Here is a 25,328-nt window from a genome sequence, read left to right on the forward strand (position 1 = left end):
TCTGTCCGCGAGCTTCGCGGACCACTACTTCTTCTTCGACGAGAGGGCGTCGGCGCCGCCGACGATCTCGGAGATCTGCTGGGTGATCTCGGCCTGACGCGCGTTGTTCGCGAGACGGGTGAACTCGCTGATGAGCGAGTCGGCGTTGTCACTGGCGGACTTCATGGCCTTCTGCCGGGCGGCGTGCTCGGAAGCGGCCGACTGCAGCATGGCGTTGAAGATGCGGCTCTCGATGTAGACCGGGAGCAGCGCGTCGAGGACGGCGTCCGCATCGGGCTCGAACTCGTAGAGCGGCAGGGGCTCACCGTTCGACGGCTCCTCCACACCCTCGACGACCTCGAGCGGGAGCAGGCGCACGACCTGCGGCTCCTGGGTCGCGAGGCTGATGAACCGGTTGAAGACGATGTGGATCTCGTCCACGCCGCCCTCCGCCGTGTCCTGGAGGAACTTCGACACGACCGCGTCGCCGATCTCCTTCGCCGTCGAGAACTCCGGCTGGTCCGTCCCGCCGATCCACTGCCGCTCGGACGGGCGCTCGCGGAACGCGAAGTACCCGACCGACTTGCGACCGACGAGGTAGAACACGACGTCCTTGCCCTCGCTGCGGAGCAGGGAGGCGAGCTCCTCGCCCTGCTTGAGGACGTTCGAGCTGAACGCGCCGTTCAGGCCGCGGTCCGAGGTGAACAGCACCACGGCTGCGCGGGTCGACGACTCGGGCTCGGTGGTCAGCACGTGGTCGACGTTCGAGAACGTCGCCACGGCCGACACGGCCCGCGTCACGGCCCGCGAGTACGGACCGGACGCGGCCATGCGCGCCTGTGCCTTCTGGATCCGCGACGCCGAGATCAGCTCCATCGCGCGGGTGACCTTCTTCGTGGTCTTCGCCGACTTGATGCGCTGGCGGTAGACCCGGACCTGTGCCGCCATCTAGCGACGACCCTTGACGATCTGCTCCTGGTCGACGTCCTCGGCCTGGGCCGCGTCGAACGACTCCGAGCCGAGCGTCTTGCCGTCGCTCGTCTGGAAGCCCTTCGTGAAGGCGTCGATCTCGCGGTCCATCGCGGCGACGGTCTCGTCGCTGAGCTGGTTCGTCTCACGCAGGGTGGTCAGGACGTCGGAGTTGCGACGCAGGTGCTCGAGCAGCTCGGCCTCGAAGCGGAGCACGTCGGGGACGGGCACCTCGTCGAGCTTGCCGTTCGTGCCGGCCCAGATCGAGACGACCTGCTCCTCGACCGGGTACGGCGAGTACTGCGGCTGCTTGAGGAGCTCCGTCAGGCGCGCACCACGGTCCAGCTGGCGACGCGACGCCTGGTCGAGGTCGGACGCGAACATCGCGAACGCCTCGAGCGAGCGGTACTGCGCGAGCTCGAGCTTGAGCGTGCCGGAGACCTTCTTGATCGACTTGACCTGGGCGTCACCACCCACGCGGGACACCGAGATGCCCACGTCGACGGCCGGACGCTGGTTCGCGTTGAACAGGTCCGACTGCAGGAAGATCTGGCCGTCGGTGATCGAGATCACGTTGGTCGGGATGTAGGCCGAGACGTCGTTCGCCTTGGTCTCGATGATCGGGAGACCCGTCATCGAACCGGCACCGAGGTCGTCGGACAGCTTCGCGCAACGCTCCAGCAGGCGGGAGTGCAGGTAGAAGACGTCACCCGGGTAGGCCTCACGGCCCGGCGGACGACGCAGGAGGAGCGACACCGCACGGTAGGCCTCGGCCTGCTTCGACAGGTCGTCGAAGATGATCAGGACGTGCTTGCCGCCGTACATCCAGTGCTGGCCGATGGCCGAACCGGTGTAGGGGGCGAGGTACTTGAAGCCGGCCGGGTCGGAGGCCGGGGCGGCGACGATGGTGGTGTACTCCATCGCACCGGCGTCCTCGAGCGCACCCTTGACGGAGGCGATCGTGGAGCCCTTCTGGCCGATGGCGACGTAGATGCAGCGGACCTGCTTGTCCTCGTCGCCCGACTCCCAGTTGGCCTTCTGGTTGATGATCGTGTCGATCGCGATGGCCGTCTTGCCGGTCTGGCGGTCACCGATGATCAGCTGACGCTGACCGCGGCCGACGGGGATCATCGCGTCGATGGCCTTGATGCCGGTCTGCAGCGGCTCGTGGACCGACTTGCGGGACATGACGCCCGGGGCCTGGAGCTCGAGGGCACGGCGACCCTCGGCCTGGATCTCGCCGAGACCGTCGATCGGGTTGCCGAGCGGGTCGACCACGCGGCCGAGGAAGCCGTCGCCGACGGGAGCCGAGAGGACCTCGCCGGTGCGGGTGACCTCCTGGCCCTCCTCGATGCCGCCGAACTCGCCGAGCACGATGGCGCCGATCTCGTCCTCGTCGAGGTTCTGCGCGAGACCGAGGGTCCCGTCCTCGAAGCGGATGAGCTCGTTCGCCATGACGCCGGGCAGGCCCTCGACGTGCGCGATGCCGTCGCCCGCGTCGGTGACGTGCCCGACCTCGGCCGTGGAGGCCTTCGTCGGCTCGTAGTTCGAGACGAAGTCCTTCAGGGCATCACGGATCTCATCGGGGCTGATGGTGATGTCTGCCATGGGATTTTCCTTGTTGGTTTCCGGGGCCCTGCGGCTCCGAGAGGGTGATGCTGCCCGGTGAGGGACAGTTCCCGTTGTGGACTTGGAGGGGTCGGCTTCGACGGTACGCTCAGCCGGCCAGCTGGAGCCGGAGCTCCGACAGGCGCGTGGACACCGTGCCGTCGATGACGTCGCCACCGACCTGCACACGCATCCCGCCGACGACCGCGGGGTCGACGACCTGGTTGACGCTGATGTCCTTGCCGTACCGCTCGCTGATGCCGCGGGCGACGCGAGCCGCCTGACCGTCCGAGAGCGGGGCCGCGGTGGTCACCGTGGCGACGAGCTTGCCGGCCTGGTCGGCCACGATCCGCGAGGCATCGCGGACGATCTCACCGATGCGGCGGCCGCGGGGCTGCTGCACGAGGTGCTCCAGGATCGCGGTGGTCTGCGCCGAGACCTTCGAACCGACGAGCCGCTGGACGAGCGCAGCCTTCTCCGACGGGCTGCCGAGCTTCGTGCCCAGTGCCAGCTCGAGCGCCGCGTCCGAGCGGACGGCGGTCTCGAAGGAGAACAGCTCGGCCTCGATCGACGTCTCCGACGATGCGGTTCCGGCGACGGCGCGGATGCCCGCGTCCTCGACACCCGCGAGCAGGTCCGACGGCGAGGACCAGCGCGAGCCGGCCACCGCGGTCAGCACCGCACGCGTCGCCTCGGACTGACCGGCGAAGACGCGGTCGATGAGGACCTTCTTGCCGACGACGTCCGCGGTCGGGTCCGCCAGCAGTCCGAGCAGCTGGGACGAACCGGCGATCGCACGCCCGGTGGAGAGGATCTCGATGCCCGTGGCGAGGTCGACCGACCCGCCGAGGTCAGCGAGGACCGCCCGCGTGGACGAGAGTGCGGACCGCGTGGCGCTCCGCATGCTCAGCGCTCCCCGGCCGGCTGGCCCTGGGACGCCTCGAGGTCGGCGATGAAGCGGTCGACGACCGCAGCCGACTTCGCGTCGTCCCGCAGGGACTCACCGATCACACCGGAGGCGAGGTCGAGGGCGAGGGTGCCCACCTCGCTCCGCAGCGACTGGAGCGCGCTCTGCCGCTCGGCCTCGATCTGCGCCTGGGCGTTGGCGGTGATGCGTGCTGCATCTGCCTGCGCCTGCTCGCGGACCTCGTTGCCGATCGCGGTCGCGTCGGCACGGGCCTGCTCACGGATGCGCGAGGCCTCGGCACGCGCGTCGGCGAGCTGCTTGTTGTACTCGTCGAGTGCAGCGGCGGCCTGCTCCTGAGCGGCCTCCGCCTTCTTGATGCCACCCTCGATGGCCTCGGTGCGCTCATCGAGCATCTTCGTGATGCGCGGCGTCACGACGCGCCACATCACGAGGAAGATGATGACGAAGGCCACCGCGGACCACACGATGTCGTACACCGGTGGGATCAGCGGATTGTGGGTCTCCTCCGCCGCGATGATGAGTGCAGTCTGCATCGAGAAGCCTTAGTTGGTGAAGATGAAGTACGTCGCGATACCGATGAAGGCCAGGGCCTCCGTGAAGGCGATACCGATGTACATGAGGGTCGTCAGACGGCCCTGGAGCTCGGGCTGGCGAGCGACGGACTCGATCGTCTTGCCGACGACGATGCCGACGCCGATGGCCGGACCGATCGCAGCGAGGCCGTAGCCAACCGTCGCGATGTTGCCGTTGATCTCCGCGAGAACGGTCGTTGCGTCCACGTGTTTTCCTTTCGAGTGCGGCCCGACGGATGTCGTGCCGTATGGGGGTCAGAAGGGGTCGGTCAGTGCTCGTCAGCCAGCGCGAGCTGGATGTACACAGCGGTCAGCAGCATGAAGACGTACGCCTGCAGCAGCGCGACGAGGATCTCGAAGAAGCTGAACGCGATGCCGAACGCCAGGGTCCCGATGCCGAAGAGCTTGAAGAGGCTCTCGGCGTCGAAGAAGAAGAACCAGGTGGCCGAGAAGAAGAGCACCAGGAGGAGGTGACCCACGACCATGTTCATGAGCAGTCGCAGCGTCAGCGTCACCGGACGGAGCACGAAGGTCGAGACGAGCTCGATCGGCGTCACGATGATGTAGAGCGGCCACGGGACACCGGGCGGGAAGAGCGCGTTGCGGAGGAACGTGCCCGGGTGCTTGCGGAGGCCCGCGTAGATGAACGCGACGTACGCGACGATCGCCAGGATCATCGGCATCGCGATGCGGCTCGTACCGGCGATGTTCATGAACGGGATGAGACCCGTGAGGTTCATGAACAGGACACCGAAGAACACCGTGGCCAGGAGCGGCAGGAAGCGCTTGCCGTCCTTCTCACCGAGGTTGTCGAAGGTGTTGCGGCGGACGACGTCGAACGCGTACTCGATGAAGGCCTGTCCGCGGTTCGGGACGAGCTTCAGGGCACGGGTCCCGACGAACGCGAAGACGAGCAGCACGGCCACCGCGAACAAGCGGATGAGGACGATGCGGTCCATCTCGATCGGGGTCCCGGCGAAGAAGATCGGGTCCGGGAAGAACTCGTTGATCGACGGACCATGGAATTCGGCGGCCTTGCTGCTCCCCGCCGCCACGGTGTTGGCCGCGGCGGTGAGGGACAGGGGAAGAGCGTGGGATAGCAGCGCTGTCTCCTGTGTCGGCGCGCGCACACACGGCACGCGATGGTGGACTTTGTGGAGGCTCGTCCGCTCCGAGCGAGGCTCCGGACGCGGACTTCGAGAAGCCTATCAGGTGCGAGAGGCTTCTCGGGCTCTCAGGGCCGTGGGGTGTCGTTCCCAGGATCGACCGCGTCGCCGGGCAGGTGCACCCCGATCGGGATGCGGGCCTTGGCGACCGCCACCACGTCGATCACGAGCGACCCGACGACGCCCGCGATGATCACCACGGCGAGCACCGGGAAGTCCACCCAGGCGCGGTCGCGCAGTGCGAGCAGGACCACCAGGAAGAGCACGAACTTCAGGATCCACGTCCCCATCACGATCCCGAAGAAGGCGCCCGAGATCATCTGCCCCTTCGACACCCGGAGGGCGACGAGCACCGAGACCGCGGTGAGCCCGAGGAACACCACGCTCAGCACCGCGCCGAGCAGGCCACCGGCGAGTCCCGGCGTCCCGGCGACGACGAGCCCGACGACTCCCCCGACGACGGCCAGGCCGACGGCGAGGAGGGCCGCCCAGAGGAGGATCCGGCGGAACACCGGCCGGACGTGGTCGAGGGCGTTCGGTGCGGTCACGAGGGGTCTCCAGGGATCGTTCGGTCGTTGGCGGCGCGGTCGAGCGGGTCGAGGCTGGCGTCGACGACGGTGTTCGAGCGGGTGGCGGCCTGCGCGGCGAACTCCGCGCGCTTCCGGCCGAGCGGGGCGAAGGTGGCGATCGCGCACACGGTGAAGCCGATCGCGACGACGGTGACCACCCAGTACCACTCGACGAAGAGGAACAGCAGGCACCCGACGGCGACGGTGGCCGTCCACGCGTAGAAGATCAGCACGGCGTGGAAGTGGGAGTGCCCCATGTCGAGCAGACGGTGGTGCAGGTGCTTCCGGTCGGCCGAGAACGGCGACTTGCCCGCGCTGAGCCGACGGGTGACGGCGAGCCCGAAGTCGAGGATCGGCACGATCAGGATCGCGAAGGGCAGCAGGATCGGGATGAACGCCGGCAGCAGGGCCTGGCGTGTCGAGATGACCGCGGGGTCGATGTTGCCCGTCACGGACACGGCGCTCGTGGCCATCAGGAACCCGACGAGCAGCGCGCCGGCGTCGCCCATGAAGAGCTTCGCCGGGTGCCAGTTGAGGACGAGGAACCCCGTGCAGGCACCGACGAGCACCGCCGTGAGCAACGAGGGCAGGTTGAAGAAGAACTCCGTCTGCACGACCACGCGGTTGATGAAGAACGTGTAGAGGAAGAACACGCCGCCGGCGATGATCGCGACCCCGGCGACGAGGCCGTCCAGACCGTCGATGAAGTTGACGGCGTTCATCACGAGCACGACCGCGAGCACGGTGAAGATCAGGCTCATGTAGGACGACCCGACTCCGAGCGTGTTGCCGATCGGCAGCGACACGATCGCCACGCCCTGCCAGGCCAGGATCCCCGCGGCGATGATCTGCCCGGCGAGCTTCGTCATCCAGTCGAGGTCCCAGATGTCGTCGGCGACACCGAGCACCACGATGATCGTCGCACCCGCGAGCACCGCGATCACGCGCCCGGGTTCCGAGAACACGAGCCGGAAGTAGTCGGTCCCCGCGATGGAGGGGAAGAGGAACCAGGCCGCCAGCAGCGACACGATCACGCCGAGGTACATCGCGATCCCGCCGAGCCGCGGTGTGGGCGTGCGGTGCACGTCGCGCTCGCGGACCTTCGGGTACCAGCCGTAGCGCAGGCCGAGCTTCCACACGGCCCAGCTGCAGACGAAGCTCACCACGGCCGCGATGGCCCCGGCGAGCAGGTAGTACTTCACGTGACGAGGTCGGCTCCGACGACCCGGACGATGTCCTCGTCGGCGACCACCCCGTGTCGGACGATCGTCAGCTTCCCGCCGGTCGAGAGGCCGGTCGCGTCGACGATGGTCGACCCGGTCGAGGCGGCGAAGCCGTCGTGCACCGCGAGCGGTCCCCCGTCGAGGTAGACCGACACGCTGTCGCCGAGCATCGACTCGGCCCGGTCCACGTCCATCGCGGCAGGGTCTCCGGTCGAGTTCGCGGAGGAGACCGCGAGCGGTCCGACCTCCTGCAGCAGCTCGAGGGCGATGCGCGAGTCCGGCATGCGGAGCGCGACGGTCCCCCGGGTCTCCCCCAGGTCCCAGTCCAGCGACGGTTGCGCGCGCAGGATGACGGTGAGCCCGCCGGGCCAGAACTCGTCGACGAGGTCGCGGACCTGCTGCGGGATCTCGGTCGCCAACGCCTCGAGCGTCGGCGGTCCGGGGATCAGCACCGGGGGCGGCGACTGGCGGGTGCGGCCCTTGGCGTCGAGCAGGCGCTGGACGGCGGTCGCGCTGAAGGCGTCCGCCGCGACGCCGTAGACGGTGTCGGTCGGGACGACGACGAGTTCTCCCCGGCCGAGGGCGGCACGTGCGAGCCGCATCCCGGTCAGGAGCCCGTCGGGGTCGGTGCAGTCGTATCGGGAGGCCATGACTCGACGATGATAGTGCGACACAATGGACGGCATCGTGAACGAGACGCCCGCGCCCCGACTCCTGTTCCTCTTCGACATGGACGACGTGCTCGTCCGGTACGACTGGCGGGTCCGGATGGCGGCCCTCGGCGAGTACACCGGACACTCCTTCGAGGAGCTCCGCCGACGCTGGTGGGACTGCGGCCACGAGTCCCGTGCCGAGGCCGGGCACTTCCCCGACGGGGACGCCTACCTCGCCGCCTTCGCCGAGGCGATGGGCTGCGCGGTGCCCGAGGCGGACTGGGCGCGCATCCGCGGCGCGGCGATGACCGAGCTGCCCGAGCGCATCGAGGCCGTCCGGATCGCGTCCGAGCACGGCCGTGTCGGCCTGCTCACGAACAACGGTCCGCTCGCGGGCCGGTGGATCGGGAGGTGGGCACCGTCGTTGCCGCCGCTCTTCGGCGAGCACCTGGACACGACGAGCAACTTCGGCGCGCGCAAGCCCGAACCCGAGGTGTTCGAACGGGCGCTCGCGCACCACGGTGTGCCCGCCGAGCGCGCGTTCTTCGCCGACGACATGCCGGTCAACGTCGAGGCGGCCCGCGTCGTCGGCATCCACGCGGTCCTGGTCGAGGAGCACACCGACCTGCGCAGAGCGGTCCGCGCCTTCGTCGCAGCCCAGCAGCGGGTCGCCACCGCCTGACCCGTCACGCCCGCGACACGCGACGAGCGCGGTTCCTCGCAGCGCTCTACCGCTGCGCAGATCCGCCGAGGTCGCGTCGTGCGGGCACCGGGACGACGGCCGGGAGGCCCGGAGCCACCCCGCCTAGCGGGTGGCGGTGGTCGTGCGGTCGCGCCCCGTCAGGTCGACGTGCGTCTCCGGGGACCGGAACCCCCGCCGTGCGAGCACGTCGCGCACGCCGGCGCCCTGCTGCTCGGCGTGCTCGATGACGAGGAGCCCTCCCGGGACGAGGAGCCGCCAGGCGGTGTCGGTGAGTGCCCGGACGGCGTCGAGCCCGTCGGGTCCCCCGTACAGCGCGAGCGCCGGGTCGTGGTCGCGGACCTCGGGGTCGACGGGCACCATGTCGTCGGGGACGTACGGCGGGTTCGAGACGACGACCGAGACCGTGCCGTCGAGCTCCGGGAGCGCGTCGGCGAGGTCGCCCTCGACCAGTCGGACGGTGCCGCCGTGCGCGTCGATGTTGCGCCGGGTCCAGGGCAGCGCCTGGGGTGACCGCTCGACCGCGTAGACGAGGGCGTTCGGCACCTCGGTGTCCATCGCGACGGCGATCGCCCCGCTGCCGGAGCCGAGGTCCACCGCCACCGGCTCGGCCACCGCGGTCGCACGCAGTGCGTCGATGCCGAACTGCACGACGCCCTCGGTCTCCGGCCGGGGCACGAAGACGCCCGGCCCGACGGACAGCGTCAGCGCCCGGAAGTGCGCCTCGCCCGTGATGTGCTGCAGCGGCTCGCGGGTGGTGCGACGGGCGACGGCGTACCGGAAGCGCTCGACGTGCTCCGCCGCGATGGCGCCGCCCGTCAGGGCACGGGCCTGCACGGCACCCCGCGACGTGTCGGTCGCCCAGGCGAGCAGGAGTTCGGCGTCGACGCGCGGGGTCGGGACACCGTGCGCGACGAGCGCAGCGGTCGCCTCGTCGAGGAGGCGATCCGCTGCGGACGTGGGTCGGCTGTCGGAGGTGATCCGTGCCTCCAGACCGGGCCTAGGCGTCCTGGTCGCCGATGGCGGCCAGGCGTGCCTCTTCGTCCGCCTGGATGGCGGACCGGACGACGGGCTCGAGCGCACCGTTCATCACGCGGTCCAGGTCGTACGCCTTGTACCCGGTGCGGTGGTCCGCGATGCGGTTCTCCGGGAAGTTGTACGTGCGGATGCGCTCCGAACGGTCCATGCCGCGGATCTGCGACTTGCGTGCGTCCGAGGCGATGGCGTCGAGCTCCTCCTGCTGTCGCGCGAGGATGCGGGCACGCAGGACGCGCATGCCGGCCTCACGGTTCTGCAGCTGGGACTTCTCGTTCTGCATCGCCACCGTGATGCCCGTGGGCAGGTGGGTGATGCGGACGGCGGAGTCGGTCGTGTTGACCGACTGCCCGCCGGGGCCGGACGACCGGTAGACGTCGATCTTGAGGTCGTTCTGGTTGATCTGGACCTCCTCGGGCTCGTCCACCTCGGGGAACACCAGCACGCCGGTGGTCGAGGTGTGGATGCGGCCCTGCGACTCGGTCGCCGGAACGCGCTGCACCCGGTGCACACCGCCCTCGTACTTCAGGTGCGCCCAGACGCCCTGGGACGGGTCGGTCGCGTTCGACTTGATCGCGACCTGCACGTCCTTGTAGCCGCCGAGGTCGCTCTCGGTCCGCTCGAGGAGCTCGACCTTCCAGCCCTTCGTCTCGGCGTAGTGCGAGTACATGCGGAGGAGGTCGGCCGCGAAGAGCGCCGACTCCTCACCACCCTCACCGCCCTTGATCTCCATGATGACGTCGCGGCCGTCGTCCGGGTCCCGCGGGATGAGCAGCCGGCGGAGACGCTCCTGGCGCTCCGACAGCTGCTCCTGGAGCGCCGGGACCTCGTCCGCGAACGCCTCGTCCTCGCGGGCGAGCTCCTGGGCGGCGGCGAGGTCGTCCCCCGCCGCCTGCCAGGCCTCGTACGCGGCCTTGATCTGGTTGAGCTCGGCGTACCGCCGGTTCACCTTCTTCGCGCGGGCCGCATCGGCGTGGAGCGCGGGGTCCGACAGCTGCTGCGTCAGGTCCTCGTGTTCCGCCAGCAGCCCGGCCACCGACTCGAACACGCGTTACTCCTGGTGGCCGTCGTGGCGACCGCCGGTCGTGGGGACCGACTTCTGCACCTGGACCAGGAACTCGACGTTCGACTGCGTCTCCTTGAGGTTGCGGAGGACGACGTCGAGCGCCTGCTGCGGGTCGAGCCCGGCGAGGGCACGGCGCAGGCGCCACGTGATCTTGACCTCGTCGGCGGAGAGGAGCTGCTCCTCGCGCCGGGTGCCGGAGGCGTTGATGTCGACGGCCGGGAAGATCCGCTTGTCGGCGAGGTGCCGGTTGAGGCGGAGCTCCATGTTGCCGGTGCCCTTGAACTCCTCGAAGATGACCTCGTCCATCTTGGAGCCGGTCTCGACGAGCGCGGTGGCGAGGATGGTCAGCGAGCCGCCGTCCTCGATGTTGCGCGCCGCGCCGAAGAACCGCTTCGGCGGGTACAGGGCCGCCGAGTCGACACCACCGGAGAGCACGCGGCCGGAGGCCGGCGTCGCCAGGTTGTAGGCGCGGCCGAGACGGGTGATCGAGTCGAGGAGCACGACGACGTCGTGGCCCAGCTCGACCAGGCGCTTCGCACGCTCGATGGCGAGCTCGGCGACCGTGGTGTGGTCCTCCGCCGGACGGTCGAAGGTCGAGGCGATGACCTCGCCCTTCACCGAGCGCTGCATGTCGGTGACCTCTTCGGGCCGCTCGTCCACGAGCACGACCATGAGGTGCGCCTCGGGGTTGTTCTTGGCGATCGCGTTGGCGATGGCCTGCAGCACGACGGTCTTGCCGGCCTTGGGCGGCGAGACGATGAGGCCGCGCTGACCCTTGCCGATCGGTGCGACCAGGTCGATGATGCGCGTGCTGAGCTTCGCCGGCTCGGTCTCGAGGCGGAGACGCTCGTTCGGGTACAGCGGGGTCAGGTCGTGGAACTCGACACGGGCCGCTGCCTCGTCCGCGGTCTGGCCGTTGACCGAGTCCACCTTGACGAGCGCGTTGTACTTCTGGCGCGCCTGCTGCTCGTTGTCGCGCGGCTGCTTGATCGCACCGACGATCGCGTCGCCCTTGCGCAGGTGGTACTTCTTCACCTGGCCGAGGGACACGTAGACGTCGCTCGGTCCCGGCAGGTAGCCGGTCGTGCGGACGAACGCGTAGTTGTCGAGGACGTCGAGGATGCCCGCGATCGGGATGAGGACGTCGTCCTCGGTGATCTCCGGCTCGAACTCGTCGTTCTGACCGCCGCGGCCGCGTTTGCGGTCACGCTGACGACGACCGCGGCCGGCCTCGGCCTCGTCGGCGTGCTGCTGCTGCTGGGCGTTCTGCTGCTGGCCGTTCTGCTTCTGCTGGCCGTTCTGCTTCGGCTGACGGTCGTCCTGCTTCGCGTCGCCGGACTTCTGCTCGTCCTGCTTGCCGTTCTGCTTCTGCTGCTGACCGTTCTGCGGGCCGGCGTTCGCCTGGCCGCCGTTCTGCTGGCCGCCGTTCTGCTGGCCGCCCTGCTGGTCACCGCTCTGCTGTTCGGTGCCCTCGGCGTTCTGCCCGCGGCCACGACCGCGACCACGGCTGCGACGTCCGCGGCGCGAACCGCCCTCGCCCTGCTGGTCGGCCTGGTCGCCCTGGTCCGTCGCCGAGGTCGGCTGCGCGCCGGTCGCCTCGTCGGTCTCGGGGGCAGCGGCCTGCTCGGCGCCGTCCCGCTGCTGGCCGCCGTCCTGCTGGCCGGCGTCCTGGTTCCCGCGGCGGCCGCGGCGGCGACCGGACTGCGCGGCCTCCTCCGCGTCCTTCTCGGCACGGACCTGGTCGAGTCCCGCGAGCAGGTCCTCGGTGCCGGTGTGCCCGTGGTTCGTGTGCTCCGCGGCCGAGGTCTGCGCGGTGTTCACCGTGCCGGCCGAGGAGGCGCGGCGCGAGCGGCGACCGCGGGGCTCCGGAGCCGACTCCGTCTGGTCGGCTGCGGCGTCGTCGGCGGCCGGCGAGGTCGCCGGTGCGGCCAGCGTCGGCTGCTCGGCGGGGGTCTCCTGCGCCGCGGGTGCGGCCTCCGCGGCGGCGGGTGCCTCGTCGGCCGGCGTCTCGGCAGCGGGGGCGGCGTCGTCGGTCGCGGGGCGCTTGTCCTCGATCGACGCGATGAGGTCGCCCTTGCGGAGCTTCGAGAGCCCCGTGATGCCGAGCGAGGAGGCGATGCGCTGGAGCTCCGGGAGACGGAGCGCGCGCAGGTCGCTGGGGATCTCCACCGGGGTGGAGTCGTTGACGTTCGTCAAGGTCGGTGTTTCCTTTCGAACCGCAGAACGCGGAGAGTTTCCACCGTCCCGGCGCATGGGTGCGCTGCGACCGCCGTTCAGACGACGGACCGGGATTCGGTGATCTGAAAGAGAGTGCCCCCGCGCACCGGACCCTGCGCCAGCGCCGACGGATCCGGTTCGGATCGGTCTGTGCGCCTACGCTGGATCGGCTTCGAGCGCCGAGTGCGGCACCACTGTAGCACCACCGAGGTCCACGGCCAGCATGAGCGCCCGCCAGTCGGACTGCGCGTGTCGCGCCACCAGGTCGGCCGCGGTGAGGCGCTGTGCCGGGTCGCTGCCCAGCACGAGCAGGCTCGGCCCGGCGCCGGAGACCACCGCGGCGAGCCCGTGCTGCCGCAGCAGACCGATCAGTGCATCGGTCTCCGGCATGGCGCTCGCACGGTACGACTGGTGCAGCCGGTCCTCGGTCGCGGCGAGCAGCAGCTCCGGGCTCTGGATGAGGGCGGCGACGAGCAGCGCCGAGCGCGACACGTTGAACGCGGCGTCCTCGTGCGGCACGCTCGCGGGCTGCAGGGACCGCGCGAGCTTCGTCGAGAGCGTCGACGTCGGCACGAAGACCACCGGCGAGACGCCTCGGTGCACCAGCAGGCGCTTGACCGCGGGACCCTCGGCGGTCATCCACGCGATCGTCAGACCACCGAAGAGCGCCGGAGCGACGTTGTCGGGGTGGCCCTCCATCTCGGTGGCCAGGGTGAGCAGGGTCGACGCGTCGAGGTCGACGACCCCCTCGAGCAGGCCGCGGGCCGCCATCAGCCCGGCGACGATGGCGGCGGCCGACGAGCCCATGCCGCGGCCGTGCGCGATCGCGTTCACGGCGTGCAGCTCGAGTCCGGGCTGCTCCACACCGGCGTGCTCGAGGCCACGACGAACGGCCTGCACCACGAGGTTCGACTCGTCGGTGGCGACCTCACCGGCACCGACGCCCTCGACGATCACGGTCGCGCCGGGCTCCGGGCGGACGCGGACGACCACCTCGTCGTAGACCGACAGCGCCAGCCCGAGCGAGTCGAAGCCCGGGCCGAGGTTCGCGGAGGTCGCCGGGACCCGCACACGGACCGCCCGTCCGGCCGGTACAGCGCTGCGGGCGGTCACGCCCTCCCCCGGTCCGGACGAGCGGTCGACGCTCACGCGGAGCCGACCAGTCCGAGCACCTCGGCGACCGACTTCGTGTCGACCGGGACGCTCGTCGGTGCGACCTCGCCGCCGTCCTCCGTGCGGAGGGCCCACTGCGGGTCCTTCAGGCCGTGGCCGGTCACCGTGATGACGACCTTCGCGCCCTGCGGCACGACACCGGCGTCCGCACGCTCGAGCAGCCCGGCGACGCCGATGGCCGACGCGGGCTCGACGAAGACCCCGACCTCGGCGGACAGGATGCGGTGCGCGGCGAGGATGCCCTCGTCGGTGATCGCACCGAAGTAGCCGTCGGTCTCGTCACGCGCCTCGAGCGCGTACTGCCACGACGCCGGGTTGCCGATTCGGATGGCGGAGGCGATGGTGTCCGGGTGGCGGACGACCTCGCCCGAGACGATCGGGGCGGAGCCGGCGGCCTGGAAGCCGAACATGCGCGGCATCCGCGTCGAGCGGCCCGCGGCGACGTCCTCGCGGTAGCCGCGGGAGTACGCGGTGTAGTTGCCCGCGTTGCCGACCGGCAGGAAGTGGAAGTCCGGGGCGTCGCCCAGCACGTCGACGACCTCGAACGCGGCGGTCTTCTGCCCCTCGATGCGGTCGTTGTTCACCGAGTTGACCAGGTGCACCGGGTAGTTGGCGGCGAGGTCGCGCGCGATGTCGAGGCAGTCGTCGAAGTTGCCCTGCACCTGCAGCAGCTGGGCGTCGTGCGCGACGGCCTGGCTGAGCTTGCCCATCGCGATCTTGCCCTCGGGCACGAGCACCGCGGCGGTGATGCCCGCGTGCGTGGCGTAGGCGGCCGCCGAGGCGCTGGTGTTGCCGGTCGACGCGCAGATGACGGCCTTCGCGCCGTGCTCGACGGCCTTCGAGATCGCCATCGTCATGCCGCGGTCCTTGAACGACCCGGTCGGGTTCATGCCCTCGAACTTGACGTACACGTCCGCGCCGGTGCGCTCCGACAGGCGTCGGGCCGGGATGAGCGGCGTGCCGCCCTCGCCGAGGGTGACGACGGGCGTCGCCTCGGTGACGTCGAGACGGTCGGCGTACTCGCGCAGGACTCCCTGCCACTGGTGGGCCATCAGGCTCTCCTTGTTCGGTGTTGTGCAGTCGGGTTGCTGACGGTGCGGGGCTAGGCCCCGACCACCCGCAGGACGCTGGTGATCTCGACGACGACGTCCTCGCTCCGGAGCGCGACGACCGTGGCGGCCAGGTCGGACTCGCGGGCGAGGTGCGTGCCGATGACGAGGTTCGCGGTGCCGGCCGTGCCGTCGCCCGGGTCGGTCGCGGCGGACTGCTCGACGGTCTCGACGCTCACGCCGTGCTTCGCCAGGACGCCGGCGACGGTGGACAGCACGCCGGGGGCGTCGGCCACGTGCAGCGTGATCTGGTAACGGGTGCGGACCGTCCCGATCGGGAAGACCGGCAGCGCCGACTGGGTCGACTCCGCGATGCCGGGGCCGCCGATGACGTGACGACGGGCGGCGGACACCAGGTCGCCGAGCACGGCCGACGCGGTCTCGACGCCACCGGCACCGGCGCCGTAGAACATCAGGTCGCCGGCGGCCTCGGCCTCGACGAACACGGCGTTCTTCGCCCCGTGCACACTGGCGAGCGGGTGCGACTCCGGCACGAGCGCCGGGTAGACACGGGCGCTGACGCCCTCGACGCCGTCCTCGTCGGTCAGGCGCTCGGCGGTCGCCAGGATCTTCACGACGTAGCCGGCCTTCCGCGCGGCGCGGACCTGCTCGATCGTGACGGCGGTGATGCCCTCGCGGTGCACGGCGGCCAGGGGCACGGAGGTGTGGAACGCGAGCGAGGCGAGGATGGCGGCCTTCTGCGCGGCGTCGTAGCCCTCGACGTCGGCGGTCGGGTCGGCCTCGGCGTACCCGAGCTCCGTGGCGGTCGCGAGGGCCGCCTCGAAGGTCGAGCCCTCGCGGTCCATCAGGTCGAGGATGAAGTTCGTCGTGCCGTTGACGATGCCCATGATCCGCTCGATGCGGTCGCCCGCGAGCGAGTCGTGCAGCGGCCGGATGATCGGGATCGCGCCGGCGACCGCGGCCTCGTAGTAGAGCTGTGCGCCGACCTGCTCCGCCGCGGCGAAGAGCTCGGGGCCGTGCGTGGCGAGGAGCGCCTTGTTGCCGGTGACGACGTCCGCACCGGACTGCAGCGCCTGGAGCACCAGCGTGCGCGCGGGCTCGATGCCGCCGATCAGCTCGACGACGATGTCCGCGCCGAGGATGAGCGACTGCGCGTCCGTCGTGAAGAGCTCCTTCGGCAGGTCCACGTCGCGCGGAGCGTCGAGGTCCCGCACCGCGATGCCGACGAGCTCGAGTCCGGCACCCGCGCGCGAGGCCAGCTCGTCGCCGTGCTCGAGGAGCAGGCGCGCCACCTGGGAACCGACGGAGCCGGCTCCGAGCAGCGCGACGCGGACGTTGCGGTATTCGATCATGTGGTGCGCATTCCTGTGGGGCGGGCGGCAGCCCGGTCGGGTCGGGGTCAGCGGCGTCAGCCGGCGACGACCCCCGTGTCGCGGGCGAGCAGGTCGTCGATCGACTCGCCACGGACGAGGATACGGGCTGCGCCGTCCGCGACCGCGACGACCGGCGGACGGCCCACGTGGTTGTAGTTGCTGGCGAGGGACCAGCAGTAGGCACCGGTCGCCGCGACGGCGAGCAGGTCACCGCGGTGCACGTCGCCCGGCAGGTACTCGTCGTTCACGACGATGTCGCCCGACTCGCAGTGCTTGCCGACGACCCGGGTCAGCACCGCCGGGGCGTCCGAGCTGCGGGCGAGCCGGGCCGTGTAGTCGGCGCCGTACAGCGCCGGACGGGCGTTGTCGCTCATGCCGCCGTCGACCGACACGTAGGTGCGGGTCGCCGAGGAGCCGTCCTCGGTCTCCAGCGAGACGGGCTTGACGGTGCCGACGCGGTACAGCGTGGTGCCGGCCGGGCCGACGATGTAGCGACCGGGCTCGACGGCGATCTCCGGGACGGGGATGCCCCGCTCGGTGCAGGCGTCGGCGACGATCGTGGCGAGGGCCTCGGCGACGTCCTCGGGCGCGAACGCCTCGTCTGCCTCGGTGTAGTCGATGCCCCACCCGCCGCCGAGGTTCAGCTCCGGGACCGGACCCGTCGCCACGAGTTCGGCGTGCACGTCCATCAGTCGCCGAGCTGCCTCACGGAACCCGGACTCGTCGAAGATCTGGGACCCGATGTGCGAGTGGAGCCCGACGAAGGCGAGCGACGGCTCTGCCCGGACCGCCGCCGCGGCGGCGACGGCCTCGCTCAGGGGGATGCCGAACTTCTGGTCCTCACGCGCCGTGGCGAGGTACTCGTGCGTCGAGGCGTGCACGCCGCTGTTGATCCGGATGCGCACGCGCTGGACCGTGCCGGCGTCGGCGGCGGCACGCGCGACGCGGCCGATCTCCTCGTGGCTGTCGAGGACGATCGTGCCGAGGCCGACCTCGACCGCGCGGGCGATCTCGGCGTCCGACTTGTCGTTGCCGTGGAAGCCGAGCAGCGCGGGGTCCGCTCCCCCGGCCAGCGCGACGGCGAGCTCACCGGCGGTGCACACGTCCAACCGCAGTCCGGCCTCGGTCATCCACGCGGCGACCTGGGTCGTGAAGAACGCCTTGGCGGCGTAGTACACGTGGGCCCGCGTGCCGATGCGGGCGAACGCCTCGGTGAAGGCCGTGCGGACCCTCGACGCGCGTGCCTGGACGTCCCGCTCGTCGACGACGTAGAGCGGGGAACCGAACCGGGCGACCAGGTCCGACGCCGTGATGCCGCCGACGGCGAGCTCACCGTCGTCCGTCCGCGTGGCCGAGGCCGGCCAGATGCGCGCGGTCAGCGCGGAGGCGTCGGCGGGGAACCGCAGCCGCGGCGGGGCAAGGGGGTTGGCGCTCACGGGACCCGATCCTACCGAGCCGCCACGGGCCTCCAGGCCGGTGTTACGCCCGTCGACCGCGGTGGTGACGCGCCGGGATCGACGGCGTCAGCCGCAGTCGCCGACCGTGCGCAGGCCCTGCTCGGTCAGCGGCAGCGAGTCGGCGGTGACCCGGACGGTGGCCTCGGCGGAGGTCACGTCGACGGACCGGACCCGGAGCTGCTCGGGCAGGAACTGCGCTGTGCAGACCTGCACCGGGACGCCCGTGACGCCGGGGATGCGGTCGACCTTCAGGCCGAGGTCCGAGTTCGTGATGCGGACGCTCTGCGGGGTGATCGTGACGCCACGGCCGTCCTGCTGCGCCACCACGTCGCCGGTGGCCGCGTAGCCGATGTCGTACCCGAGCACCGCGGTCGAACCGGACAGCTCGACGCCGCCGTCGACGAGCCGGAGCCGCTCGAACAGCGGGCTGTACTTGGCCAGGTCCTGCACGCTCGTCGCGGCGAGGGTGACGTGGCCGTCGACGTCGTGCACGTCGCCCTTGCCGTCCACCGGGACGTCGCGAGCGGTGACGTCGGCGGCCAGCGGGACCCCGTCGACGGTCAGCCGGTCCGAGGTGATGTCGACCCGGTCGAGCGTGCCCGCGAGCAGCTGCGGGACGACGATGCCCTCGGCGTGCGCGGTGACCTCGCCGGTGGCGCCCTCCGGGAGGGACTGCTCGACCTGGTCGGCGATGATCCGGTCGACGACGCCCCGGAGCACGAACTCCGCGACGACGACGAGCGCGGCGAGCACGAGCACCAGGACGACGAGGACGACGGGCCAGCGACGACGCTTCCGGGAGGGCTCGGTGGCGACGGACATGCGTCCCACCCTGCCAGGTGCTCCCCGCAGCCGGCCTGGAGGCGCGGTGTGCGCCCGGTGTGCGCGCTGCGGCGGCGGGGCGGGGCGGGGCGCGGCTGGGCGGCGGGGCGCGGCGGGGCGAGGCGAGGCGGGGCGCGGTGCGGCGGCGGGGCGAGGCGAGGCGGGGTACGGCGCGCGGGGTGCGGCGCGCGGCGCGCGGCGCGGCGGCCGGGCTGGGAGCGCCCGGTGTGTGTGGCGGCGGGCGGGCGCGGTGCGCGGCGCGACGTGCTCGCGCACAAGCAGAAGCACGTCGCGCCACGAGATCACCTGGCGCGACGTGCTTCCGGTTGTGCGGACGCGTGCTGGGCGCGCCGGCGACGAACCATTGAAACGACATCGAACCAGGCGGATCGCCTGGCTCGATGTCGAGAACGTGGTTCGACGCGACGCGACGCGACGCCGCGCAAGCGCGCGCCGCGCGCCGCGCTACATGCGCTCGGGCGCGCTCACCCCGAGCAGGCCGAGACCGTTGCGGACGACCTGCCCGGTCGCGTCGTTCAGCCACAGGCGCGTGCGGTGCAGGTCCGACACGGCCTCGTCGCCGAGCGGCGTCACCCGGCAGGAGTCGTACCAGCGGTGGTACAGCCCGGCGAGCTGCTCGATGTACCGCGCGATGCGGTGCGGCTCGCGGAGCTCCGCGGCCTGGCGCACCACGCGCGGGTACTCGGCGAGGGCTCCGAGGAGGGCGCTCTCCGTCTCGTGCGTGAGCAGGGACGCGTCGAACGCGGAGCGGTCCACGCCCGAGGCCGCAGCGTTGCGGGCGACCGACTGCGTGCGGGCGTGGGCGTACTGCACGTAGAAGACCGGGTTGTCGTTGGTGCGCTTGGTGAGCAGGTCGAGGTCGATGTCGATCGAGGTGTCGCTCGCGAACCGCACGAGGGCGTAGCGACCGGCGTCGACACCCACGGCGTCGACGAGGTCCTCCATCGACACGATCGTGCCGTTGCGCTTCGACATGCGGAAGAGCTGGCCGTCCTTGAGCAGGTTCACCATCTGGCCGATGAGGATCTCGAGGTTCTTGCCGGGCTCGTCACCGAACGCCGCGCACATCGCCATCATGCGACCGACGTAGCCGTGGTGGTCCGCGCCGAGCATGATGAGGTTGCGCTCGAACCCGCGCTCGCGCTTGTCGAGGTAGTACGCCAGATCGCCCGCGATGTACGCCGGCTGCCCGTCGGACTTGATCACGACGCGGTCGCGGTCGTCGCCGAAGTCGGTCGTGCGGAGCCAGAGCGCGCCCTCGGCCTCGTACATCTTGCCGAGGGACTGCAGCCGCTCGATGGCCCGCTCGACGGCCTTCGACTCGTGCAGCGAGTTCTCGTGGAAGTAGACGTCGAAGTCCACGCCGAAGTCGTGCAGCGAGGACTTGATGTCGGCGAACATGAACTCGACGCCCTCGCGGCGGAAGAGCTCCTGCGCCTCGTCGCGCGGCAGGTCACGCACGTCGGTGCCGGCGGGCAGCGTCGCGATGACCCGCGCGGCGATCTCGCCGATGTAGGCACCGCCGTAGCCGTCCTCCGGCGTGGGCTCCCCCAGCGCCGAGGCGACGAGCGACCGGGCGAAGCGGTCGATCTGTGCGCCGTGGTCGTTGAAGTAGTACTCACGGGTGACGAGGCCGCCCTGCGCCTCGAACACGCGGGCGAGCGAGTCACCGACGGCGGCCCAGCGCACACCGCCCATGTGGATCGGACCGGTCGGGTTCGCGGACACGAACTCGAGGTCGATGGACACGCCCTCGTACAGGTCGCCGTGTCCGAACGCGTCGGCCTGGTCGACGATCGTGCGGGCGATCTCACCGGCGGCGGCGGCCTCGAGCGTGATGTTGATGAAGCCGGGGCCGGCGACGTCGACGGACGCGACACCGTCGAGCTCGGTCAGCTCGCCGGCGATCTCGGTCGCGAGCTCGCGCGGGTTCGTACCGAGGCGCTTCGCGAGCTGCATCGCCGCGTTCGAGGCCCAGTCGCCGTGCGCACGGTTCTTCGGCCGCTCGAGGGCCACGTGGGACTCCCCGATGGTCACGGTGTCGGACGCGCCTCGTCGCTCGACGATCCCGGTCAGGATCGACAGGTACGCGGCGGAGAGTTCGGCAGGAGTCACGAGGGTCGAGTCTACCGGGACGCCCAGGTGCCTCGCGGGCCGGTGCCGGACGGCGTGCAGCATCATGGCTGGATGACCTCCCGCAGCCGTGTCCGGGCGATCACCGTCGCCCTGCTCTCCGTGTCCGCCGCCGTCGCCCTGTCCGGCTGCACGGGCCGGTCCGACGACGCGGCCCCGAGCGCGAGCGCCACCCCGATCGGCACCGCCGTGCGGCAGACGTGCGCCGAGCTGCTGCCCACGAGCGTCCTCGCCGTCTACGGCAAGACCTTCGAGCAGGACACGACCTGGACGCCCGCGAAGGGCACGCCGGCCGCGACGATCGCCCGCCAGCGCGGCCGGGTCTGCCACCTCGTCGCCACCGACGACCCGTCGACGACGATCACGCTCGCCGTGGCGCACCTGCCTGAGAAGTCGCTCACGACGCTCAAGGACGCCCTCTACGAGCGCGGTGGGTCCGTCCCGACCTACCGCGTCGAGGGCTACTACGCGCTGGACGACGGCGTCGGCCGCGCGGACGCCTTCCCGGATCCGTACTGGGTCACCACCGAGTCGACGCTGTACACCGAGCCCGGCGGGGCGCAGCCCGTCGTGGACGCGGTGCGCTCCGTGCTGCTGCCGTCCGCGTCGGCCAGCCCGGCGGGCTGACGGCACCGCAGCCGGACGGGAGGCACGGTGCGGGCCCGTGCCGCGCCTCCCGTCCGACGGTGGCCGCGACACGGACGCGACACGCGCTGTCGGGACCGGCTCGCGTTACCTGCTACGGTTGATCTCACCCACGAGCCCCCATAGCTCAGGGGATAGAGCACTGCCCTCCGGAGGCAGGGGCGGAGGTTCGAATCCTCCTGGGGGCACATCGAGCCCCCGGCGTCATCGCCGGGGGCTCTCCTCGTGCACGGGGTGCGTCGCCCGGTCCGGGGCCACCCGTTCCGCCTCGGGGTGCACCTCGTCCCAGAGCGCGTCGAGCGACAGTCGGACGACGCTCGCGACCGCGGCGATCGTGGCGAACGACGGCGTCGCGATGCGACCGGTCTCGATCTTCCGCAGGGTCTCGGGCGACACGCCCGCATCGAGGGCGACGTCGAGGATCGAGCGCTCACCCCGAGCACGACGGAGCAGTGCGCCGAGCCGGCGACCGCGTTCCAGCTCGGCGGGGCTCAGCGGGAGTCGGACCATGGCGCCGATACTAGTACCGGCCAGACAATACCGGTACGATCATCGGCATGATCGAGATCCTCTCCCCCGCCGAGGTCGACCGGGCCCGTCGCACCGGCGCCCTCGTCGGCACGATCCTGCAGACCCTCCGGGAGCGGACGACGGTCGGCACGAACCTGCTCGAGGTGGACGGGTGGACCCGGACGATGATCGAGGAGGCCGGCGCGATCTCCTGCTACGTCGACTACGCCCCCTCGTTCGGTCGTGGCCCCTTCGGCCACCACGTCTGCACCGCGGTGAACGACGCGGTGCTGCACGGCCTGCCGCACGACCGCGAGCTCGCCGACGGCGACCTGCTCACCCTGGACCTCGCGGTGACCCTGGACGGGATCGCCGCCGACGCGGCGATCAGCTTCGTCGTCGGGCGCGCCGACCCGGCGGACACCGCCCTGATCGACGCCACCGAACGGGCGCTGGCCGCCGGCATCGCCGCCGCGGGCCCCGGTGTCCGGACCGGGGACGTGTCGCACGCCATCGGCGAGGTCCTCACCGCCGCGGGCTACGCTGTGAACACCGAGTTCGGCGGGCACGGCATCGGCTCGACGATGCACCAGGACCCGCACGTGGCGAACACGGGTCGGCCGGGGCGCGGCTACACCCTGCGACCGGGGCTGGTCCTCGCGCTCGAACCCTGGGTGATGGCGGACACGGACGAGCTCGTCACCGATCCCGACGGGTGGACCCTGCGGAGCGCGACGGGGGCGAGGACCGCGCACACCGAGCACACCGTCGCGATCACCGAGGACGGCGTCGAGGTGCTCACCCGTCCCGGCAGCTGACACGGTCGAGGTCGGCCACTGCGCCTCCACGTCAGCGTCTCGGCGCCTCCACGTCAGCGCGAGGCTGGAGCGGTCGCCGCGGATCCGGCGCGGGCTCAGGCGTGGGTGAGCGCGATGAGCGCGACGTTCATGGTGCTGTAGGCGCCCTCGGAGCGCGTGGCCTGTCGGACCCGGCCCCGGAGGACCTCGTAGCGGCCGTCCTGCTCACGGACGAAGCCGATGACACCGCTCGCCGGTGTCGAGACGCGGTGGTAGCCGTCCTCCAGTGGGACGACCTCGGTGCTCGTCGTACGCTCCATCGCTTTCCCCTTCCGCTCGTCGTCGAACGATGGCCTCCACCATACCCCGGTCCGGGGTACAAGTCCTCCAGATGACGGACGTCGCCGGGGGTCCTCCGAGGATCCACCCGCTGTGTGCGTGCTCTGGATAGCATCGGGGCGACGGCGCCCGTGCGGGGGCCGTCGGGGGCGCAACGTGGGCTCCCGGACGACGGATGGAGGACGGATGCGAGCGGCTCACCACGGATCGCGCACCGACGATGGATCGGCCCCTCGGGCGCTCGGTCGGCATCGCGAAGGCCCCCACGCGGCCGTCCGCGGCGCCCGCTCGGCGATCACCCGCGCCGTGGGTCGGATCGGTGCCGTGCTCCTCGCGGCCGGACTCGTGATCACGCCCGCCGCAGCAGCCCACGCGACGGACCCGGTCGACCTGGGCGGCGCCTACGTGGTCGACGAGGCCGGTGCCCTCAGCAGCGGTCAGCGGACCCAGGTCGAACGGGCGGTCCAGGACCTCTACGACCGGACGCAGACGCAGCTCTACGTGGTCTACGTGCCGACCTTCACGAACCCGACCGACCACGCCGCCTGGGGTGACGCCCTGATGGAGCGCAACCAGATCGACTCCGACGCGATCGTGCTCTCCGTGGCGGTCGACGACCGGATCGCCGACATCCAGCAGACGAACGCGACCGCACTGTCGAGCAGCGACGTCGAGTCCGCCTACCAGCAGGACGCCGTCCCGCAGCTGCGGGACGGCGACTGGTCGGGCGCCGCCGTCGCCCTCGCGGACGGACTCGTCTCCTCGCAGGCCCCGCCGGACCTGACCTGGCTGTGGGTCCTGCTGCTCGTGGTCGTCGTCGGTGCGGTCGTCGCCGTCCTGGTGATCCGCACCCGCAACAAGCGACGCACTGCCGAGGCCGCACGAGCGCAGGAGGCGTCCCTCGCCGGGCTCGAGCGCAAGGCCGGCGCAGCGCTGGTCACCATCGACGACGAGCTCCGGACGGCCGAGCAGGAGGTCGGCTTCGCCACGGCGCAGTTCGGCGAGGACGCGGCGAAGCCCTTCGCCGAGGCCGTCGCGACCGCGAAGCGGAACGTGCGGCAGGCGTTCTCCTACCAGCAGCAGCTCGACGACGAGGTACCGGACTCACCGCAGCAGCGCGCGCAGTGGGCGAACCAGATCGTCGCCATCTGCGAGCAGGCGCACGCGTCGATCGACGAGCAGACCGAGGCCTTCGACCACCTGCGGTCCCTCGAGGACGGGGTCGAGGACGCCGCGACTGCCCTCGCCTCCGCGGTCGCGGCAGCGCCGGTCGAGCTCGACGCCGCCCGCCGCGCGCTCGACCGGGTGCGTGGGTCGTACGGCGGCCGGACCCTGGCGACGGTCTCCGACAACGTCGACCAGGCCGACCAGGTCCTCGGCTACGCGACGGAGCGGTCGCAGGCGGCGACCGCGGCCATCGCGTCCGGGGACAAGGGCGAGGCGGTCATCGCCGTGCGCGACGCCCAGCACGCGCTCGCACAGGTGCAGCAGCTGACCGCGAGTGCGACCGGCGCCGAGCGCACCTTCGCCGAGGCGACCGCCCGGGTCCAGGCGATGCGCGCGGACATCGAGGGAGACGTCGCCGCAGCCCGTTCGATGCGGTCCGGCGACCCGGCCCTCGCGGCCGCGGTGACCCGTGCCGACACCGTCCTCCGTCAGGGCTCCGACCCGCGCGACCCGATCGCCGCCGTCGACGCGCTGACGAAGGCGAACACCGAGATCGACGCCGCACTGGCCGCCGCGCGCGGTGCACAGGAACAGCAGCAGCGCGCACGCCGCGCCCTCGACGACGCCCTGCGCGACGCCCGGGCCCGGATCAGCCAGGCGCGCGACTTCATCTCGCTCCGCCGGGGAGCCGTGGGCACGACGGCCCGGACGCGCCTGTCCGAGGCCGAGCGCGCGCTCGACGACGCGGTCGACCTCGCCACGAGCGACCCCGCCCGCGCCCTCGGGGCTGCACGCGCCGCCGAGCAGTACGCCGCCGCGGCGATGGACGCGGCGAACGACGACATGGGCGGATGGCCCGGGCAGGGCGGCGGCGGGAACGGCGCACAGCTCGGTGGCCTCGTGACCGGGATCGTGCTCGGCGGCCTCCTCGGCGGACGCGGCGGCAGCTACGGGGGCGGCTCCTTCGGCGGTGGCGGCTTCGGCGGTGGGGGCTTCGGCGGCGGCGGGGGCTTCAGCGGCGGCGGGGGCTTCGGCGGAGGCGGCGGCGGAGGCGGCGGGGGCTTCTCCGGCGGCGGCCGCTTCTGACACCCGGCACCACCCCCTCGGGACACACGACCACCAGGACCAGCAGCACC

At 71.5% G+C, this 25,328-nt stretch carries 24 protein-coding genes and 1 tRNA gene; 5 read left to right on the forward strand and 20 right to left on the reverse strand.

Annotated elements, in window-relative coordinates; translation table 11 throughout:
• Positions 1 to 24: 24 nt before the first annotated feature.
• The 9 genes from M3666_RS09255 to M3666_RS09295 form a co-directional block, all read right to left on the reverse strand.
• The gene (locus M3666_RS09255; protein WP_069710758.1) at positions 25 to 927 is read right to left on the reverse strand and encodes a F0F1 ATP synthase subunit gamma; all 903 of its coding nucleotides are present in this window, start codon (positions 925 to 927) and stop codon (positions 25 to 27) included.
• Positions 928 to 2,556, reverse strand: coding sequence for a F0F1 ATP synthase subunit alpha (gene atpA, locus M3666_RS09260; protein ID WP_066654625.1), 1,629 nt, complete (start codon positions 2,554 to 2,556; stop codon positions 928 to 930). It abuts the gene before it with no gap.
• Between the two features lie 109 nt (positions 2,557 to 2,665).
• On the reverse strand, positions 2,666 to 3,460 hold the full coding sequence (locus M3666_RS09265) for a F0F1 ATP synthase subunit delta (RefSeq protein WP_066654626.1): 795 nt from the start codon (positions 3,458 to 3,460) through the stop codon (positions 2,666 to 2,668).
• Between the two features lie 2 nt (positions 3,461 to 3,462).
• On the reverse strand, positions 3,463 to 4,017 hold the full coding sequence (locus M3666_RS09270; RefSeq protein ID WP_066654628.1) for a F0F1 ATP synthase subunit B: 555 nt from the start codon (positions 4,015 to 4,017) through the stop codon (positions 3,463 to 3,465).
• A gap of 9 nt (positions 4,018 to 4,026) precedes the next feature.
• Complete coding sequence (gene atpE / locus M3666_RS09275; protein ID WP_027465781.1) at positions 4,027 to 4,263, reverse strand: ATP synthase F0 subunit C; 237 nt, start codon at positions 4,261 to 4,263, stop codon at positions 4,027 to 4,029.
• A 62-nt stretch (positions 4,264 to 4,325) separates the two neighbouring features.
• Positions 4,326 to 5,111, reverse strand: a complete 786-nt coding sequence (atpB, locus tag M3666_RS09280) for a F0F1 ATP synthase subunit A (protein ID WP_144411309.1) — start codon at positions 5,109 to 5,111, stop codon at positions 4,326 to 4,328.
• Between the two features lie 179 nt (positions 5,112 to 5,290).
• Positions 5,291 to 5,770 (reverse strand): hypothetical protein, encoded by a 480-nt coding sequence (locus M3666_RS09285; RefSeq protein WP_081984896.1) that lies wholly within the window; start codon positions 5,768 to 5,770, stop codon positions 5,291 to 5,293.
• Positions 5,767 to 6,993, reverse strand: a complete 1,227-nt coding sequence (locus M3666_RS09290; protein ID WP_066654629.1) for an MraY family glycosyltransferase — start codon at positions 6,991 to 6,993, stop codon at positions 5,767 to 5,769. Before M3666_RS09290 ends, M3666_RS09285 begins: the two co-directional genes overlap by 4 nt.
• Positions 6,990 to 7,664: an L-threonylcarbamoyladenylate synthase gene (locus M3666_RS09295; RefSeq protein WP_251155057.1), complete on the reverse strand. Its 675-nt coding sequence runs from the start codon at positions 7,662 to 7,664 to the stop codon at positions 6,990 to 6,992. Before M3666_RS09295 ends, M3666_RS09290 begins: the two co-directional genes overlap by 4 nt.
• Positions 7,665 to 7,701: 37 nt before the next feature.
• On the opposite strand from M3666_RS09295, the gene M3666_RS17075 reads away from it, so the two are divergent.
• Positions 7,702 to 8,349, forward strand: a complete 648-nt coding sequence (locus M3666_RS17075) for an HAD family phosphatase (protein WP_251155058.1) — start codon at positions 7,702 to 7,704, stop codon at positions 8,347 to 8,349.
• Between the two features lie 123 nt (positions 8,350 to 8,472).
• Here M3666_RS17075 and prmC read toward each other — a convergent pair whose 3' ends face one another.
• From prmC to argS, 9 genes are all read right to left on the reverse strand, one after another.
• Entirely contained in the window at positions 8,473 to 9,348 is an 876-nt protein-coding gene (gene prmC, locus M3666_RS09305) for a peptide chain release factor N(5)-glutamine methyltransferase (RefSeq protein WP_251155147.1), read from the reverse strand.
• A gap of 19 nt (positions 9,349 to 9,367) precedes the next feature.
• Complete coding sequence (prfA, locus tag M3666_RS09310) at positions 9,368 to 10,450, reverse strand: peptide chain release factor 1 (RefSeq protein WP_066654635.1); 1,083 nt, start codon at positions 10,448 to 10,450, stop codon at positions 9,368 to 9,370.
• Positions 10,451 to 10,453: 3 nt separating this feature from the next.
• Positions 10,454 to 12,664 carry a transcription termination factor Rho gene (rho, locus tag M3666_RS09315; protein WP_251155059.1) on the reverse strand — a complete coding sequence of 737 codons (2,211 nt, stop codon included), beginning with the start codon at positions 12,662 to 12,664 and terminating at the stop codon, positions 10,454 to 10,456.
• 177 nt (positions 12,665 to 12,841) lie between these two features.
• A complete protein-coding gene (gene thrB / locus M3666_RS09320) occupies positions 12,842 to 13,798 on the reverse strand; it encodes a homoserine kinase (RefSeq protein ID WP_251155148.1) in 957 nt (318 codons plus the stop codon).
• Between the two features lie 32 nt (positions 13,799 to 13,830).
• On the reverse strand, positions 13,831 to 14,910 hold the full coding sequence (thrC, locus tag M3666_RS09325; RefSeq protein WP_066654638.1) for a threonine synthase: 1,080 nt from the start codon (positions 14,908 to 14,910) through the stop codon (positions 13,831 to 13,833).
• 50 nt (positions 14,911 to 14,960) lie between these two features.
• Entirely contained in the window at positions 14,961 to 16,280 is a 1,320-nt protein-coding gene (locus M3666_RS09330; RefSeq protein ID WP_066654640.1) for a homoserine dehydrogenase, read from the reverse strand.
• Positions 16,281 to 16,336: 56 nt separating this feature from the next.
• Positions 16,337 to 17,737 (reverse strand): diaminopimelate decarboxylase, encoded by a 1,401-nt coding sequence (lysA, locus tag M3666_RS09335; protein ID WP_066654642.1) that lies wholly within the window; start codon positions 17,735 to 17,737, stop codon positions 16,337 to 16,339.
• Positions 17,738 to 17,824: 87 nt separating this feature from the next.
• Positions 17,825 to 18,580, reverse strand: coding sequence for a DUF2993 domain-containing protein (locus M3666_RS09340; RefSeq protein WP_251155060.1), 756 nt, complete (start codon positions 18,578 to 18,580; stop codon positions 17,825 to 17,827).
• A gap of 465 nt (positions 18,581 to 19,045) precedes the next feature.
• A complete protein-coding gene (gene argS, locus M3666_RS09345) occupies positions 19,046 to 20,716 on the reverse strand; it encodes an arginine--tRNA ligase (RefSeq protein ID WP_251155061.1) in 1,671 nt (556 codons plus the stop codon).
• A 72-nt stretch (positions 20,717 to 20,788) separates the two neighbouring features.
• Between argS and M3666_RS09350 the strand changes: the two genes are divergently transcribed.
• On the forward strand, positions 20,789 to 21,361 hold the full coding sequence (locus M3666_RS09350) for a hypothetical protein (RefSeq protein ID WP_251155062.1): 573 nt from the start codon (positions 20,789 to 20,791) through the stop codon (positions 21,359 to 21,361).
• 134 nt (positions 21,362 to 21,495) lie between these two features.
• A tRNA-Arg gene (locus M3666_RS09355) sits at positions 21,496 to 21,567 on the forward strand.
• Positions 21,568 to 21,583: 16 nt separating this feature from the next.
• Here the strand turns inward: M3666_RS09355 and M3666_RS09360 are convergent.
• Positions 21,584 to 21,889, reverse strand: coding sequence for a helix-turn-helix domain-containing protein (locus M3666_RS09360; RefSeq protein WP_209682366.1), 306 nt, complete (start codon positions 21,887 to 21,889; stop codon positions 21,584 to 21,586).
• 47 nt (positions 21,890 to 21,936) lie between these two features.
• Between M3666_RS09360 and map the strand changes: the two genes are divergently transcribed.
• Complete coding sequence (map, locus tag M3666_RS09365; RefSeq protein WP_251155063.1) at positions 21,937 to 22,707, forward strand: type I methionyl aminopeptidase; 771 nt, start codon at positions 21,937 to 21,939, stop codon at positions 22,705 to 22,707.
• 95 nt (positions 22,708 to 22,802) lie between these two features.
• Here the strand turns inward: map and M3666_RS09370 are convergent, their stop codons facing one another.
• Positions 22,803 to 23,006, reverse strand: a complete 204-nt coding sequence (locus M3666_RS09370) for a hypothetical protein (protein ID WP_058729997.1) — start codon at positions 23,004 to 23,006, stop codon at positions 22,803 to 22,805.
• Positions 23,007 to 23,331: 325 nt separating this feature from the next.
• Between M3666_RS09370 and M3666_RS09375 the strand changes: the two genes are divergently transcribed.
• Positions 23,332 to 25,278 carry a TPM domain-containing protein gene (locus M3666_RS09375; protein WP_251155064.1) on the forward strand — a complete coding sequence of 649 codons (1,947 nt, stop codon included), beginning with the start codon at positions 23,332 to 23,334 and terminating at the stop codon, positions 25,276 to 25,278.
• Positions 25,279 to 25,328 lie beyond the last annotated feature (50 nt).

Source organism: Curtobacterium sp. ODYSSEY 48 V2, assembly GCF_023712625.1.
In the GTDB taxonomy this organism is placed as follows: domain Bacteria; phylum Actinomycetota; class Actinomycetes; order Actinomycetales; family Microbacteriaceae; genus Curtobacterium.